Genomic DNA, 14,390 nt, shown 5'->3' with positions numbered 1-14,390 from the left:
TTCACTCACCGGGGCCCTACCCATGAACCGCGAAACTAAAAAATATTACGTGCTGCTCAGCGGCCTGCTGTTCTTCTTTTTCTTCACCTGGTCTTCCAGCTTTTCGCTGATCTCGCTGTGGCTGAATCAGAAGATCGGCCTGAAAGGCGCCGAGACCGGCCTGATCTTCTCCGCTATCTCGTTGGTGGCGCTGTGCGCCCAGCCGCTGTACGGGTTTATTCAGGATAAACTTGGGCTGCGCAAACACCTGCTGCAGTTTCTCGGCGTGATGCTGCTGCTGACCGGCCCGTTCTTTATCTACGTTTACGCCCCGCTGCTGGCGAGCAGCCTGCCGCTCGGCGCTTTGGTCGGCGGGGTGTTCATCGGCGCGACCTTCTTCGCCGGTATCGGCGCGCTGGAATCTTATACCGAGCGAGTCAGCCGCATCAGCGGTTTCGAATTCGGCCGCGCCCGCATGTGGGGCTCGCTCGGCTGGGCCAGCGCCACCTTTGTGGCCGGTTTTATCTTCAATATCAATCCGAACATCAATTTCTGGCTGGCCTCCGCCGCCGCCGTGGTGTTCCTGGTGCTGCTCAGCCAGGTACGCGAGCTGAAGCCGAACGCCATGGCCGGCCTGGCGTTCGGCAAACCGGAAAACCTGCGGCTGCAGGACGCGCTGGCGCTGCTGCGCATGCCCGGCTTCTGGGCACTGGTGGTGTTTGTGCTGGGGATCAGCGTATACAACGTTTTCGATCAGCAATTTTCGGTCTACTTCGCTTCACAGTTCGCTTCTCGCGCACAGGGCAACGAGATGTACGGTTTTCTCAACTCGCTGCAGGTCTTCCTCGAGGCCGGCGGCATGTTCCTGGCGCCGCTGCTGGTGAACCGCATCGGCGCCAAACAGGGGCTGTTGCTGGCCGGTGGCGTGATGGCGCTGCGCATGTTCGGTTCCGGCTTAGTCAGCGGCGCCCTGATGATCTCCGCCATGAAACTGCTGCACGCCGTAGAATTGCCAATCCTGCTGATCGCTATCTTCAAATACATCGCGAGCCGCTTTGACAGCCGACTCTCCTCCACACTGTACCTGGTAGGCTTCCAGTTCATCACCCAGGTGATGGCCAGCTTCCTGTCGCCGCTGGCGGGCTACGGTTATGACCGCATCGGCTTTGCCGACACCTATCTGCTGATGGGCTGCGCGGTCGCCGCCACGACGCTTGTCTCCTGTTTCCTGCTGCGCGGCGAACGTTCCGCCAGCGTAGCCCCCTTTCAATCCGCCATTAAATCAAGTGAGTCTGTCCAATGAACACTGCCTTAGCTCAAGCCGACCATGCGGTCGAAGCCCTGCGTGCAGAGCGCCGAGACGATTACTACCCGCAGTTCCATCTCGCGCCGCCCGCCGGCTGGATCAACGATCCCAACGGCCTGATCTGTATTGACGGCGTCTATCATGCCTTCTTCCAGCATCACCCCTATAGCGAACACTGGGGCCCCATGCACTGGGGGCACGCGACCAGCCGCGACCTGATACGCTGGCAGCATCAGCCCATCGCCCTGGCACCCGATGCGCCCTATGACAAAGACGGTTGCTTTTCCGGCTGCGCCGTAGATGACAACGGTGTGCTGACGCTGATTTACACCGGCCACGTGTGGCTGGGCGAACCCGGTGACGACAGCCAGGTGCGGGAAGTGCAATGTCTGGCCACCAGCGAAGACAGCATACGCTTCATCAAACACGGGCCGGTACTGGCCCCGCCGGACGGCATTCAGCATTTTCGCGATCCGAAAGTCTGGTGCGAAAACGGCGAATGGTGGCTGGTGGTCGGCGCCAAAGAAAACGGCCTGGGCCAGGTGCGCCTGTACCGCTCTGCCGACCTGCGCGCCTGGCGCTTCGATCGGGTGCTGGCCGGCGCGCAAACGGCGCATCAGGGCTATATGTGGGAATGCCCGGATTTCTTCCCGCTGGGGGAGCAACACCTGCTGCTGTTTTCGCCGCAGGGGTTGGCGGCGCAGGGCTACCGCTATCGCAATCGCTTCCAGAGCGGCTATCTGCTCGGCCACTGGCGGCCGGACGGCGACTTTACGGTGACCCAGCCCTTCTGTGAGCTGGATGCCGGCCACGATTTCTATGCGCCGCAAACCTTCACCGCCGCCGACGGCCGTCGGCTGCTGTTTGCCTGGATGGATATGTGGGAATCCCCAATGCCCAGCAAAGCGCATCGCTGGGCCGGCGCCCTCACCCTGCCGCGCGAACTGACGCTGGCCGCCGACGGCAGCGTCCGCATGAACCCGGCGCGTGAACTGGCGGCGCTGCGCCGAGAGCCACACACGTTTTTGGCGCAGACGCTGACCAATCAGCATCTGCCGCTGACGAACGACGTGCAGGAACTCACCCTGACGTTGAGGCCGGCCGACAACGACGCCGAGCGTTACGGGCTGGCTATCGGGAGTGCGGCGCGCCTGTTTGTCGACAATCAGGCGCACCGACTGGTGCTGGAGCGTTTTCATGAAAACCCCGCCCTGTGCACCTGCCGCAGTGTGCCGCTGCCGGAGGGTGACATCCTGTCGCTGCGGATCTTTATCGATCGCTCATCGCTGGAAATCTTCGTGAATCAGGGAGAGGCCTGCCTGACCAGCCGCATCTATCCGACGGCGGGCGATCGCCGTCTCAGCCTGTTCGCCGAAGGCGGCCGGGCGCAGTTCGAGCCCATCACGGGATGGCAGTTGGCGAGCATCTGGAAGTAATGGGAATGAGCACCGGGCGCACAGCGGCGCGCCCGGTGTGGCTACAGCGAACCACGCTCCAACAGCGGGCAAGGCACTTTCACCGTATCACGCTGTTCCCGCCGCTCAATCACATGCAGCGCCGCAAGACGGCCCAACTCGTAATGCGGCAGCTGCACCGTCGTCAATGCCGGCAGGAACAGCTCACCGGTGCCGACCATATTGTCGTAGCCCAGCACCGCCACCTGTTGCGGTATCCGCCATCCTTGCGCCAGCAATACCTGATAAACCAGAAACGCTATCCGATCGTTTCCGCACACCACGACATCGCAATCGCGCCGTCCTGCAGAGAAATGCCGCTCCAGCAACGCGACGCAGTCGCGATAGCTTTGATCGCCGCCGCTCAGATCGAGATGATACTGCTGCAGCTGTTCAACATCGCGCCCCGCTTCGCGCCAGGCGCGTTCCAGACCGCGGCGGCGCAGGCCCGCCGCCAGCGTATCCGCCGGTAAATGAATGCACAATGGCGCGCGATAGCCTTTGGCGATCAGCGTGCGCGTGGCGTCATACTGCCCTTGCTCATCATCAGGAATGTAGCTGGCGATCGAATGCGCCGGGCTGACGCAGTTGGCCAACACCAGCTTTTTGTCCAGCAGTTTGGCCGGTAGCGTCACCTCACGCAGCCCCATTGTGGTGAATATCACCCCATCCGGTCGATGCGCCAACAGCAGATCGACGGTCTGTTCGGCGTTGTCGTCGGCAAACAGGTTGACGACGAAGCTGTTCCAGCCGCGCTCGCGCGCGGTTTTCTCAATCGACAGGATCATTTCCACCGAGAACGGCGTCGTGGCGGTGTCCAGCGCCAGCACGCCGAGCGTCTGTACACGATTTCCGTCACCGCGAATACGCCGCGCCGACAGATCCGGCACGTAGTCCAACTCGTCGATAGCCTGTTTGACGCGGTGATAAGTTTCCGGCCGCAGCTTGCCGGGTTCATTGATGGCGCGGGACACCGTCATCAACGAGACTCCGGCAAGTTTTGCGACGTCTTTCAGCGAAGCCATGCGCCCTTCTTTATGATTAATGGGGAAAAGTGAATAATCCCATAACCGGGCGCAGGACTCTACTCTGCGTTAGCAGGCTGTGATGTTCGCCCACAGGATCGCGCCGTCGGCCGTCAGCGGCGCCACTTCGCCGCCCGCCGCCGTCCACCAGACACCCTCGCGCGCCCGCAGTTCTCCGCCCTCCGGCAGCGACCAAACGCCGCTCAGCACATACAGCACGCCCGCCCGGTTGGGTGACAGGGTGACGGGCACCGTGCTGCGCAGCACCTCGGCCGCCTGCCGGCCGCGGCGTGTCATGATGTTGAAATCCTGACTGGCGCCGCCCAGCAACGTCGCTTCCAGCGCCACGTCGCCGGAAAAGGCGAACGGCTCCCCGATACGCGCCAACTGATGGTCGATATGCCCGGCGCTGAACAGCCGCACGCCGTCGCCTTCCAGCAACGTTATCGAGCGATCGATGCCCGCAAAGGCGGAAAACGGCCCGTCCTGCGCGATGGTGGCGATACTGGCGCGCCAGTCGAAATCCGGCTCGCCCGGCGGCCAGCTGACGATTTCACGGGTTTCCCCACCGCCGTTGCGCCACGGGCTGACCGGCAGCGCGGCGAAGTTAAAACGGGTCAGGCTCATTGCGCCTCCTGCTGAAAGGTTTTCAGCACCTGCAGGAACTCTGCGCTGCTCTGCTGTTGCAGCGCGTGCCGCCCCTGATCGATCACCTGCCGGCCACCGACGAACACGTCGCGAATTTGCTCCTTGCCGCCGGCGAACAGCCAGCGATTGAGGATCGAGGCGTCCGGCGCCGCCGCCAGATACGGATCGTCGCCGTCCAGCACCAGCCAGTCGGCGCGATAGCCGCTCTGCAGCCGACCGATCGGCGCGCCGCACGCCTGCGCACCGCCCTGCAGCGCCTGCAGGTACAGCACATCGCCCACCGCCGACTGTTCCGGTGTCGTCAGGCGATTGCGACGCTGATCGCGCAGCCGCTGGCCGTATTCAAACCAGCGCAGCTCTTCCACCACGTTGAGCGAAACGTGGCTGTCGGAACCGATGCCCCAGCGCCCCTGCTGCTGCAGGTAAGCGTCGCCAGGGAAAATGCCGTCGCCGAGGTTGGCTTCGGTGGTCAGGCACAGGCCGGCCACCGCGCGGCTGCGCGCCAGCGCTTCCAGCTCGTCGCGATCCAGATGGGTGGCGTGCACCAGACACCAGCGCTGATCTACCGGCAGGTGGTCATACAGCCAGGCCACCGGGCGCTGTCCGCTCCACGCCAGACAGTCGTTCACCTCTTTTTGCTGCTCGGCGATATGAATATGCACCGGCAAGGTGCGATCCGACGCGGCCAAAATCTGCTGCATCTGCCCCAGCTCCACCGCACGCAGCGAGTGGAAGCACAGCCCCTGGTTCTGAAACGGGCGATCCGCCAGCTGACGGGCAATCACCTGCTGCTGATGCAGATAGCTTTCGGCATCCTGGATAAACCGTTTCTGCCCCGGCTGGGCCGGCTGGGCGCCAAAACCGGCGTAGCTGTACAGCACTGGCAGCATCGTCATGCCGATGCCGGCCTGATGCGCGGCCTCGCTGAGGCGGCCGGTCATCTCACCGCGATCGGCGTAAGGCTTGCCGTCGGCGTCGTGATGCAGGTAGTGGAATTCGGCCACCTGGGTATATCCGCCCTTGAGCATTTCGATATACAGTTGACGGGCGACCACCTCCACCTGCTCCGGCGTCAGGCGCTGCACCAGCCGATACATCAGATCGCGCCAGGTCCAGAAGCTGTCCTGCGGGTTGCCCGCCACTTCCGCCAGCCCGGCCATCGCGCGCTGGAAAGCGTGGGAGTGCAGGTTCGGCATGCCCGGCACCGCGTCGCCGTGCAGCCGGATGCAGCCTTGCGGCTCAGCGTTGGCGGTAACTTGAGTCAGATAACCTTGCGCATCGACGTCCAGCCGGACGTTATGCGCCCAGCCCTCAGGGAGCAAAGCACGTGGGGCAAAATAAGCAGGCATGGCAGTATTCCACGGTTAATGTAACGGCGAATAAGGCGCGGCGATGGCGCGTCTTCAGGAATTTTTGGCGGTCGCCGGCAAGTTTCTGGCGCGACGGCCACTAGTTGTATATACATATACATACGCCGACATCAACAGTAAACTGGTGTTATTATTTTTTTATTTGACGAGGTTAACGTCGTGGCTGAACAACAGACCGTGTTACAACTGGCGGCTGCAATGAGCGATGCCCCCGCCCCGATCTACCAACGGGTCAAACAGGCGATCGTGAATCAAATTCGTGCGGGGCATTGGCAACCGCACCAGCGCGTGCCCTCCGAAAGTGAACTGGTGGCGGAACTGGGCGTCAGCCGCATGACCATCAACCGCGCGTTGCGCGAGCTGACCAGCGAAGGTTTTTTGATCCGCATGCAGGGCGTCGGCACCTTCGTCGCCGAAGCCAAGGCGCATACCGCGCTGCTGGAAGTGCACAACATCGCCGATGAGATCGCCGCGCGCGGTCATCGCCACAGCAGCAAGATCCTCGAGCTGAAGGCCCGCCCGGCCAGCGAGGAAGAGGCGACGGCGCTGGGCATTCAACCCGGCCAACGGCTGTTCTACTCGCAGATCGTGCATTACGAAAATGACGTGCCGGTGCAGGTGGAAGACCGCTGCGTCAACCCGCTGGTGGCGCCGGATTACCTGAAGCAGGATTTCGACCGCGTCACGCCTTACACCTATCTGACGCAGGCCGCGCCGCTGACCGCCGGCGAACACATCGTCGAAGCGGTGATCCCCACCCGGCGCGAAAGCGAGCTGCTGCAGCTGGAAGACCACGAACCCGGCCTGCTGATCCACCGCCGCACCTGGTCCGGCAAAACCGTGGTGACCTCGGCCCGGCTGCTGTACCCCGGCAGCCGTTATCAACTGTTCGGCCGCTTCACCAGCGAAGTCTGATCCCCGGCGGGCGCGCCCTGCGCCCGCATCTCCGCTGTCGATCACATCCTGATAACAAAATCTCTCCCGCCTCTTGTGACATCCCGGTGAATGCGTTAGGTTGTTTTTAATTGTATATACAACCATGTGGGAGCTGCGGCTCCGGCGGAGGAAAGCAATGACGTCTGAGATTCACTGTGACAGCCTGTGGCACGGCGCCGATATCGTCACCATGCGCGACGGCAACTATCACACCCTGACCGACGGCGCGATCGCCGTACGCGACGGCAAGATCGTCTGGATTGGCGAACATGCGGCGCTGCCGCCCGGCCTGATCGCGGACGAAACGGTGAAATTCGACGGCGGCATCATCACCCCCGGCTTTGTTGACTGCCACACGCACCTGGTGTTCGGCGGCAACCGCAGCGGCGAGTTCGAACAGCGGCTGAACGGCGTAAGCTACGCCGACATCGCCGCACAGGGCGGCGGCATCATCTCCACCGTGAAAGCCACCCGCGAAGCCGATGAAGCGCTGCTGCTGGAACAGGCGCTGTGCCGCCTGCGTCCGCTGCTGGCAGAAGGCGTCACCTGCGTGGAGATCAAATCCGGCTATGGCCTCAGCCCGGAAAGCGAGCTGAAAATGCTGCGGGTGGCGCGCAAGTTGGGCGAGCTGCTGCCGGTCGAGGTGAAAACCACCTGTCTGGCGGCCCATGCGCTGCCGCCGGAATACGCAAACCGCGCCGACGACTACATCAATCTGGTCTGCGATACCATCATTCCTCAGGCCGCCGCCGCCGGCCTGGCGGATGCGGTTGACGCCTTCTGCGAACACCTGGCGTTCTCACCGGCGCAGGTGGAGCGAGTCTTCGCCGCCGCCGAAGCCGCCGGTTTGCCGGTCAAACTGCACGCCGAGCAACTCTCCGCCCTCGGCGGCAGCACGCTGGCGGCGCGCCATCACGCGCTCTCCGCCGACCATCTCGAATACGCCACCGAGCAAGATGCCCGCGCCATGGGCGACGCCGGCACCGTGGCGGTGCTGCTGCCGGGCGCCTACTACCTGCTGCGCGAAACCCAATGCCCGCCGGTAGAGCTGTTCCGCAAGCACCACGTGGCGATGGCGATCGCCAGCGACGCCAACCCTGGCACGTCGCCGGCGCTGTCGCTGCGTCTGATGATCAACATGGCCTGCACGCTGTTCCGCCTGACGCCGGAAGAAGCGCTGGCGGGCGTTACCACCCACGCTGCCAAAGCGCTGGGGCTGCAACACAGCCACGGCACGCTGGAAACCGGCAAGGTGGCGGACTTTGTTCACTGGCCGCTGTCGCGGCCGGCGGAACTGGCTTATTGGTTGGGCGGCCAGCTGCCCTGTACGGTGATTTTCCGAGGAGAAGTACGTCAATGACCATTCGCGATCCTTTTAGCTTCCAGATCGGCAGCCTGCCGCTGCTGATCAGCATCCCACACGCCGGCACACAACTGACGCCGGCGGTCGAGGCCGGGTTGACCGACGATGCCCGCCCGCTGCCCGATACCGACTGGCATATCCCGCAGCTGTACGACTTCGCCCGGGCGATGGGCGCCAGCGTACTGGTCGGCAACTATTCGCGCTTCGTCATCGACCTGAATCGCCCGGCGGACGACAAGCCGCTGTACACCACCGCCACCACCGGTCTGTATCCCGATGTGCTGTTCGACGGCCGCCCAAGCTTCCTGCCGGGCAAAGCGCCGACGGACGAAGAACGCGCCGGCTATCTGCAGCAAATTTGGCAACCTTATCATCAGCAGCTGCAGGACGAGTTGGTACGCCTCAAAGCGCAGCACGGCTATGCGCTGCTGTTCGACGCGCACTCCATCGCCTCGGTGATCCCGCGGCTGTTCGACGGCAAACTGCCGGATCTCAACCTCGGCACCAACGGCGGTGAAAGCTGCGCCCAGGCGCTGAGCGATCGGCTGGTCGCCTGCTGCGAGCAGCAACAGCAGTACACCCACGTGCTGAACGGCCGCTTCAAGGGCGGTTACATCACCCGCGCCTACGGCCAACCGCAGCAGCAGCAGCATGCGATCCAGCTCGAGCTGGCGCAGGTCAACTACATGTCCGAACAGTATCCTTTCGCGTTCGAACCGCAGCGCGCCGCCTCGCTGCAGCGCCTGCTCAAGCAGATGATTGAAGGCCTGTTGGACAGCGCCGCCAGACTGAACTGATCCCCTTTACAGGCGCCGCCGGGCGCCTGTTTCTCTCCCTGTCCTTAACCGTAACGTCAGCCGCAATCTGCGCGCTATATCAAAGTTTCGCGTGATTCCCTACTGACTGGTCTAAACAGCGCACAAAACAGCGGCCGACGAAAAACGCGCTGCGCCACAATCAGCCGAAAAGCCCGCGCTCATCGTCAGCGCCGGGCGGCGTGTGGCCGAGCTGGCCCGTTTCGAACCATCACTCTGGAGGCCCTATGTCTGTAACACCGTTAAACTGGCGCGCTGCCGGCGCCCTCGCCGAACAATTGCTGGCCGGCTGGCAACGGCGTGGCGAACCCGGCGGCGCCATCACCCTGTTTGACGCCGAACAACTCCGCGCCACCGCCAGTGCCGGCTTGGCCGATCTGGCGCAGAATACCCCCTTCACCGCCGACAGCGTGGTGCGCTACGCCTCAGTGACCAAGCACATCTTCGCCGCGCTGGCGCTGAAGGCCACCGGCCGCGCCATTCGGCTCGATCAGCGCCTGGGCGAACTGCTGCCCACCCTGCAGCCCACGTTGGCGGACGTTACCGTCGGCCAGGCGCTGGACATGACCGGCGGTCTGCCTGACGTGCGCGAGACGCTCGGTCTGCTGGGCATATCGCTGCATGCCGTCAGCGAGGCGCAGCCGGTGATGCAGTTTGTCGAGGGGCTGGAAAGATTGAACTATGAAGCCGGCAGCGAGATCGCCTACAGCAATACCGGCTATCGGCTGCTGGAGGCCGCGCTGCGCAGCAAAGGGTATGATTTCGATCAACTGGTGCAACAGCACATCGCCCGGCCGCTGCAGGTGCAGATGCAAGCGCCGGAAAGCTGGTTCGACGTGGTGCCAGGGTTGGTGCCGGGTTACTGGCGTGCGGCGCGGGGCTGGCAACACGCCAGCGCCGGTCTGCACCTTTCCGCCTCCGGCAGCCTGACCGGCAGCCTCAACGCCCTCACCCGCTGGCTGCAAACGCTGCTGGCCGACCAGGGCCCCGGCCAGGGCGTGCTGGCGCAACTCGGCGCACCGCGCCGCCTCAATCAGGGTCAGCTCAGCGCCTATGGACTGGGGCTGGCGCAGACGCCGCTAGGCCGCCGCCGCTTGCTCGGCCACGGTGGTTCCCACGCCGGTTACAAAACCTATTTCCTGCTGGCGCCCGATCGCCAGGTCGGCGTTGCGCTGGTGGCCAACCGCGAAGACTGCGACAGTTTCGGGATGGCTTTGCAGGTGATGGCAGCGCTGCTGGGCGAACCTTTGCCGCAGCGCAGCACGGCGATCCCCGACGGTCTCTACGCCACGCTGGCGGAGCCGCACTGGCTGGAGGTCAAAGACGGCAACCTGGCCTATCTGGGCAGCGATGAACCGCTGTATCAGGGCGAAGACGGCTACGCGGTGTCGCTGTCCGCCCATATGCCAATCAAATTGAAGTGGACCGGCGAAGCGGTCGAGGGCGAAGTCGGGCATGTGGCGCGCCGTTTCCTGCCGGTCACGGCCAACGGCGACTGCCTGAAGCATGTGCAGGGGTTGTGGTATCACCCGCACTATCGCACCGCCTTTGAAATTCGCGGCAATCGGGTGCATATTGGCGTCGGCCCGGCGGCGCAGACCGGCACGCTCAGCCCGCTCGGCCAGGGCCGCATGCTGGTGGAGTGCCAGGACGGCCCATGGTTGAAACGCTTTTGCCTCTATTTCCGCGGTTACAACGTGGATCTCATCGCCAACCGCAGCCGGATGCTGACCTTCCGCCGCAGCACCGTCGGCCGCGACTGACGCTCAGCGTGCGCTGCCGGTTCTGACCGCCAGCAGCGCATCCGCCAGCCGCCGCTTGTCGGCGGCGCTGAGATTCACCTGATCCACAGACGCCATAAACGCCGCCCGATCCGCCTCGCCGAGCGGGCCGGTACGCAGTCGCTCCGCCAGCCGTTGCAATATCTGGCTGCTCAGCTGCGCGATCTGTGGGCGCACCTGCGCCAACGGGCGCGGCTGCCAGCCGGGCTCCGGGCTCGCCAGCCAGTCGGCGCGATAGCGGTACTGAATCGCCTTGGCGGCGTCCATCTGCGCGGCGATAAAAGGCCGCACCGACGCCGGCTCCAGCCCCAAACGCCCCGCCTCCGCCTGCGCGCTGGCCAACACCTTCGCCTCCTGCGCCAGGTCTTCGATCGGCAAATGCTGCTGCGCCTTGTAACCGGCAACGTCTTTCATCAACGACAGCCGTTGGTTCACCAGTTCGCCGATGGCGGCAGCGCCGTCTGCCAACGCTGGAAAACTGGTCAAACAGCAGGCTATCAATAACGCCCTGAACATGGCGCCTCCCTTATGATGCAGTGAAAAGGTCAGGCGCCAAGTTCACCACGTCAGCCCTGCGCCGGCAAATAAAAAAGGCCCCGCCGCAGCGAGGCCCGATGAGACCCAACCGGCGTTAGTCGAACACGCCGTTGATGACGGAGGCCACAATCGCGGTGCTGAGTGCGACCAGCACCAGATCGTCGCCGGCGATACGCCACTCATAACCCGGGTACTGCGGCAACTCACGCAGCATCGAGTAAGGCACCACTTTTTTGGCGATGCCCGGCGGCAGCGGTTTACCACGCGCCAGATTCTTGGCGATGCCCGGTGGCAGCGAGCTATAGCCGGTCAGGCCGTAGTTGTGCGCCAGCGAACGGGCGCGGTCGCGCGAAAGGCTGACGGAGACCAGATTATCGTCGTTCCTATAGCCGCCTTTATCTTTATTGCCTTTGTTGCCGTGATTACCGTTGTTGCCATGGTTACCGTTATTGCCGTGATTGCCGCTGTTGCCATGGCCGTTCCCGTTGCCGTTACCATTGCCGCCTTTGTCGGCCAAGGCCGGGGCGGATGACAACCCCAGCGATGCAATCAGCGCTAACACCGTGAGAGTCGTACGACGTTTGTTCATGTTGTGTATTCCTGCGTGGGTGACTCTGTTGACTATAGCTAGCCTTTTCCAGACAAAGTATAAGGAAAACTCCGAGATAACGGCGCGCTTTTACGGCATTCGCTTTCAAACCTTGTCTCAACGCAAAACGCCTCGAAAATGCCGATGCTTGTCTCAGATTTTTCTTGAAGAAAAATAAGCCTTACGCTAGCGTGGGAAGGTAACAAAAAAGAGTTAGCGTGCTCTTTTTCGTCGCACCTCAAATCTTATTCTTATCATCCATAATGATAATAGCGAACACTTCCCGCCTCTCCGTGCGGGATTCTTTTTCCCGCCGCCGTCGCCCCAATCTGGTGCTTTATGTTGAGATTTGGTTGCCGATAATTTACATTCGCTGTCTGAGAAACCTCAACCTCCCGCGGTGGCCAGGCTGGCAACGGGTGGGCGTTCAGGAGCAAAAGACGTGCAAATGACCCTCATGGAATACATCACTCGACACTTTAACGGCGATCTTCATCGTTACGCGCAGTCGGAAGGCGTCAGCCGTGAACAAATCATTAGTTGGATAAATAATGAATGTCACGTGATCAAAGGCAGGCTGTTTATGCCGGTGAAGCATCTCCCGGCTGAACAAGCACAGTGATGACAAAAAAACCCCGCCAGGCGGGGTTTTCTGTTTCTGATAGCACGGAAAATCAGAAGTTATAGCCGACCACGAGGTAATAACCCCAACCGGTAGACTTGATCGGGCCCTGCGGGGTACCGATATCCGCGCCATCCTGCCACTGGCCGCCGTTATGGAAATAACGCGCCACGAAAGAATAGTGCCAGTGATCGTAGTTCAGCGCCAAAATGTGGCTGGAGGCGATCGAGTTGCTGGTGCGCACCTGTTTGCCGGTGCCGTCAACCCAATGGCTGTCCTTGCCCAAATCGGAACCGAAATCGAAGTTGGTGAAGCCGATATAGCTCAGATTGCCGCCCCACACCTGGGTCAGCGGCACGAAGTATTTCACCTTGAAGCGGTAACCGTCCCAGCTGTTCTCGTTGGCAGCCTGGTAGTTTTCCCACTGGTATTTGGCATAGATGTTCATCGACAGGCTCATCGGCAGGCCGGTGTCGATATCGGTGCCCAGACCCATGTACCAGGTGTTTTGACGACCGTCGGCGTTGTGGCCCAGGTCATAGATGTAGTTGTTGGCAAAGTACCACTCTTTGAACGGACCGAAGCTCAGATCGGTGCCGGTCAGCTTGTCGATGGAGAAGCGCGGTTCAATCTCCATAAACAGCGGGGAGCCTTTGTCCCAGATGCCGCGATCCGGGGTATTGCCCACGCCGAAGAACTTCGGCACGTCAACGTAACCGTAGAAGTCGAACCAGTCTTTCTTGGCGAAGGCTTCGTATTCGAGATACACGTCGTTATTCAGCTGCGGTCCGAAACGGGTGTGGTAGCTGCCCACCACGTTAACGCTCTGGTGCCACCAGTCGGAGACATATTGACTGTCTTTGCTATCAGCCATTGATGATGCACTGTAAGACGCTGCGAGCAGTACACCTGCTGCGAGAGCTATTTTTTTCATTTTATTACCACATGCTTAAAGGGCCATTTCCTGCCCGTTTAGAAAAGATGACAATGAGTCTGCCGACACCTGGCGTTGTCTTCACACAGAAACTCGGATGACGCGCGCATTATAGAAACCACTGACTGTAAGAATCTGTGATCCAGTTACGCATTTCGCGAATAGGTAATCGATTGCGTTCACATTTGTCAAATTATGTTTCATTCAAATTCACATTCGCTGTGATTTTTGTCATGCACATCGATTTTTAGCGCAGTTTTTGAGCCAACTGTCATCAACCGGCAATGAAGAGGAGTACGGCATTCAAGCGGGAAATGCCGGCGAAAACTCGCCGGCGAGAGAGAAGCGGTAGCCGATCACGCTGGCCACATCGAACGACGAATGAGGCTGCAAAAATTACCGCGAACAAAGCTCGGTTCCTTATCCGCCAGCACGTCCGCTTTGACGTTGCCGAAGGTGCTGTCCGGCTTATGTCGAATCCCGTCGTAAAACGCCTGAATAATCGCTTCCTTGAAGTTTGCCCCGCGGGGATGCAACTCCACTACCTGCTCTCGCAGCGCCGCGTCATAGCCCTGGTAATTGATCCCTAACACATCCATCTCTACTCCCGCGGTCACCAGCGCAATCAGCGGGTGCATGTATTCCGGGATCCCCGGCGTGGTGTGTAACGCGATCGCCGTCCATACCCGATCGATATCCTGACGGCTGACCCCGTGCCCGCGTAAAAACTCGGCCGCCGCATCGGCGCCATCCACTTCGAAACGTTTGTCGCAGCTGCAGTGATCGTGCGTCAGTCCCATATCGTGAAACAGGCAGCCGACGTACAGCAGTTCAGGATCGTAAACCAGCTTGCGCTGCTGCCCCGCCAGCGCCGCCCAGTAATACACCCGGCTGGAGTGGTGAAACAGCAGATCTGATTCGGTGTCGCGCACTAACTCGGTCGCCTGACGCGCCATCGCGCTATCCGGCACGCTGATGCCGTTGATGGTTAAACTCATAACTTGATTCTCCCGTTGTCTGGAACCCGGTTA

At 61.6% G+C, this 14,390-nt stretch carries 14 protein-coding genes; 7 read left to right on the top strand and 7 right to left on the bottom strand.

The features are described from left to right. Window positions 1-22 precede the first annotated feature (22 nt). Together GUC32_RS10300 and GUC32_RS10295 are read left to right on the top strand one after the other, a co-directional pair. A complete protein-coding gene (locus GUC32_RS10300; RefSeq protein ID WP_025302569.1) occupies window positions 23-1,282 on the top strand; it encodes an MFS transporter in 1,260 nt (419 codons plus the stop codon). Then, window positions 1,279-2,721, top strand: a complete 1,443-nt coding sequence (locus tag GUC32_RS10295) for a glycoside hydrolase family 32 protein (RefSeq protein WP_369435711.1) — start codon at window positions 1,279-1,281, stop codon at window positions 2,719-2,721. Before GUC32_RS10300 ends, GUC32_RS10295 begins: the two co-directional genes overlap by 4 nt. A 41-nt stretch (window positions 2,722-2,762) precedes the next feature. Here GUC32_RS10295 and GUC32_RS10290 read toward each other — a convergent pair whose 3' ends face one another. From GUC32_RS10290 to GUC32_RS10280, 3 genes are all read right to left on the bottom strand, one after another. Further along, window positions 2,763-3,764, bottom strand: coding sequence for a LacI family DNA-binding transcriptional regulator (locus tag GUC32_RS10290; protein ID WP_197824769.1), 1,002 nt, complete (start codon window positions 3,762-3,764; stop codon window positions 2,763-2,765). Between the two features lie 69 nt (window positions 3,765-3,833). Beyond that, complete coding sequence (locus GUC32_RS10285; RefSeq protein ID WP_025302566.1) at window positions 3,834-4,391, bottom strand: HutD family protein; 558 nt, start codon at window positions 4,389-4,391, stop codon at window positions 3,834-3,836. After that, window positions 4,388-5,761: a formimidoylglutamate deiminase gene (locus tag GUC32_RS10280; RefSeq protein ID WP_060447262.1), complete on the bottom strand. Its 1,374-nt coding sequence runs from the start codon at window positions 5,759-5,761 to the stop codon at window positions 4,388-4,390. Before GUC32_RS10280 ends, GUC32_RS10285 begins: the two co-directional genes overlap by 4 nt. Before the next feature lie 180 nt (window positions 5,762-5,941). Between GUC32_RS10280 and hutC the strand changes: the two genes are divergently transcribed. From hutC to GUC32_RS10260, 4 genes are all read left to right on the top strand, one after another. Then, on the top strand, window positions 5,942-6,697 hold the full coding sequence (hutC, locus tag GUC32_RS10275) for a histidine utilization repressor (protein WP_025302564.1): 756 nt from the start codon (window positions 5,942-5,944) through the stop codon (window positions 6,695-6,697). Between the two features lie 157 nt (window positions 6,698-6,854). Further along, window positions 6,855-8,078, top strand: a complete 1,224-nt coding sequence (gene hutI, locus GUC32_RS10270) for an imidazolonepropionase (RefSeq protein WP_060447263.1) — start codon at window positions 6,855-6,857, stop codon at window positions 8,076-8,078. Next, complete coding sequence (gene hutG, locus GUC32_RS10265; protein WP_089180365.1) at window positions 8,075-8,878, top strand: N-formylglutamate deformylase; 804 nt, start codon at window positions 8,075-8,077, stop codon at window positions 8,876-8,878. Before hutI ends, hutG begins: the two co-directional genes overlap by 4 nt. A 245-nt stretch (window positions 8,879-9,123) precedes the next feature. Further along, entirely contained in the window at window positions 9,124-10,659 is a 1,536-nt protein-coding gene (locus GUC32_RS10260) for a serine hydrolase domain-containing protein (RefSeq protein ID WP_369435710.1), read from the top strand. A 3-nt stretch (window positions 10,660-10,662) separates the two neighbouring features. Here GUC32_RS10260 and GUC32_RS10255 read toward each other — a convergent pair whose 3' ends face one another. Next, window positions 10,663-11,193 carry a chorismate mutase gene (locus tag GUC32_RS10255; RefSeq protein WP_043141419.1) on the bottom strand — a complete coding sequence of 177 codons (531 nt, stop codon included), beginning with the start codon at window positions 11,191-11,193 and terminating at the stop codon, window positions 10,663-10,665. 115 nt (window positions 11,194-11,308) lie between these two features. Then, entirely contained in the window at window positions 11,309-11,803 is a 495-nt protein-coding gene (locus tag GUC32_RS10250) for an anti-virulence regulator CigR family protein (protein WP_033640576.1), read from the bottom strand. A gap of 442 nt (window positions 11,804-12,245) precedes the next feature. On the opposite strand from GUC32_RS10250, the gene GUC32_RS10245 reads away from it, so the two are divergent. After that, window positions 12,246-12,425 (top strand): hypothetical protein, encoded by a 180-nt coding sequence (locus GUC32_RS10245; RefSeq protein ID WP_025302559.1) that lies wholly within the window; start codon window positions 12,246-12,248, stop codon window positions 12,423-12,425. A 52-nt stretch (window positions 12,426-12,477) separates the two neighbouring features. On the opposite strand, the gene GUC32_RS10240 is transcribed toward GUC32_RS10245, so the two are convergent. Both GUC32_RS10240 and GUC32_RS10235 read right to left on the bottom strand, forming a co-directional pair. Further along, the gene (locus tag GUC32_RS10240) at window positions 12,478-13,359 is read right to left on the bottom strand and encodes a nucleoside-specific channel-forming protein Tsx (protein ID WP_004941293.1); all 882 of its coding nucleotides are present in this window, start codon (window positions 13,357-13,359) and stop codon (window positions 12,478-12,480) included. A gap of 356 nt (window positions 13,360-13,715) precedes the next feature. Next, window positions 13,716-14,357, bottom strand: coding sequence for an HD domain-containing protein (locus GUC32_RS10235; RefSeq protein WP_025302558.1), 642 nt, complete (start codon window positions 14,355-14,357; stop codon window positions 13,716-13,718). Between the last annotated feature and the right edge of the window lie 33 nt (window positions 14,358-14,390).

The organism is Serratia sp. NGAS9 (genome assembly GCF_009905295.1).
Classification (GTDB): Bacteria; Pseudomonadota; Gammaproteobacteria; order Enterobacterales; family Enterobacteriaceae; genus Serratia; species Serratia bockelmannii.
The sequence above is the reverse complement of the archived record's forward strand: the minus strand, read 5'-3'. Positions and strand labels throughout refer to the sequence as shown.

What these genes read in the sequence shown, in the direction of transcription:
- hutG (WP_089180365.1), top strand. Translation starts at nt 8,075, where the DNA reads ATGACCATTCGCGATCCTTTTAGCTTCCAGATCGGCAGCCTGCCGCTG.
- GUC32_RS10290 (WP_197824769.1), bottom strand. Translation starts at nt 3,764, where the DNA reads ATGGCTTCGCTGAAAGACGTCGCAAAACTTGCCGGAGTCTCGTTGATG.
- GUC32_RS10280 (WP_060447262.1), bottom strand. Translation starts at nt 5,761, where the DNA reads ATGCCTGCTTATTTTGCCCCACGTGCTTTGCTCCCTGAGGGCTGGGCG.
- GUC32_RS10285 (WP_025302566.1), bottom strand. Translation starts at nt 4,391, where the DNA reads ATGAGCCTGACCCGTTTTAACTTCGCCGCGCTGCCGGTCAGCCCGTGG.
- GUC32_RS10240 (WP_004941293.1), bottom strand. Translation starts at nt 13,359, where the DNA reads ATGAAAAAAATAGCTCTCGCAGCAGGTGTACTGCTCGCAGCGTCTTAC.
- hutI (WP_060447263.1), top strand. Translation starts at nt 6,855, where the DNA reads ATGACGTCTGAGATTCACTGTGACAGCCTGTGGCACGGCGCCGATATC.
- GUC32_RS10300 (WP_025302569.1), top strand. Translation starts at nt 23, where the DNA reads ATGAACCGCGAAACTAAAAAATATTACGTGCTGCTCAGCGGCCTGCTG.
- GUC32_RS10250 (WP_033640576.1), bottom strand. Translation starts at nt 11,803, where the DNA reads ATGAACAAACGTCGTACGACTCTCACGGTGTTAGCGCTGATTGCATCG.
- GUC32_RS10295 (WP_369435711.1), top strand. Translation starts at nt 1,279, where the DNA reads ATGAACACTGCCTTAGCTCAAGCCGACCATGCGGTCGAAGCCCTGCGT.
- GUC32_RS10255 (WP_043141419.1), bottom strand. Translation starts at nt 11,193, where the DNA reads ATGTTCAGGGCGTTATTGATAGCCTGCTGTTTGACCAGTTTTCCAGCG.
- GUC32_RS10260 (WP_369435710.1), top strand. Translation starts at nt 9,124, where the DNA reads ATGTCTGTAACACCGTTAAACTGGCGCGCTGCCGGCGCCCTCGCCGAA.
- GUC32_RS10235 (WP_025302558.1), bottom strand. Translation starts at nt 14,357, where the DNA reads ATGAGTTTAACCATCAACGGCATCAGCGTGCCGGATAGCGCGATGGCG.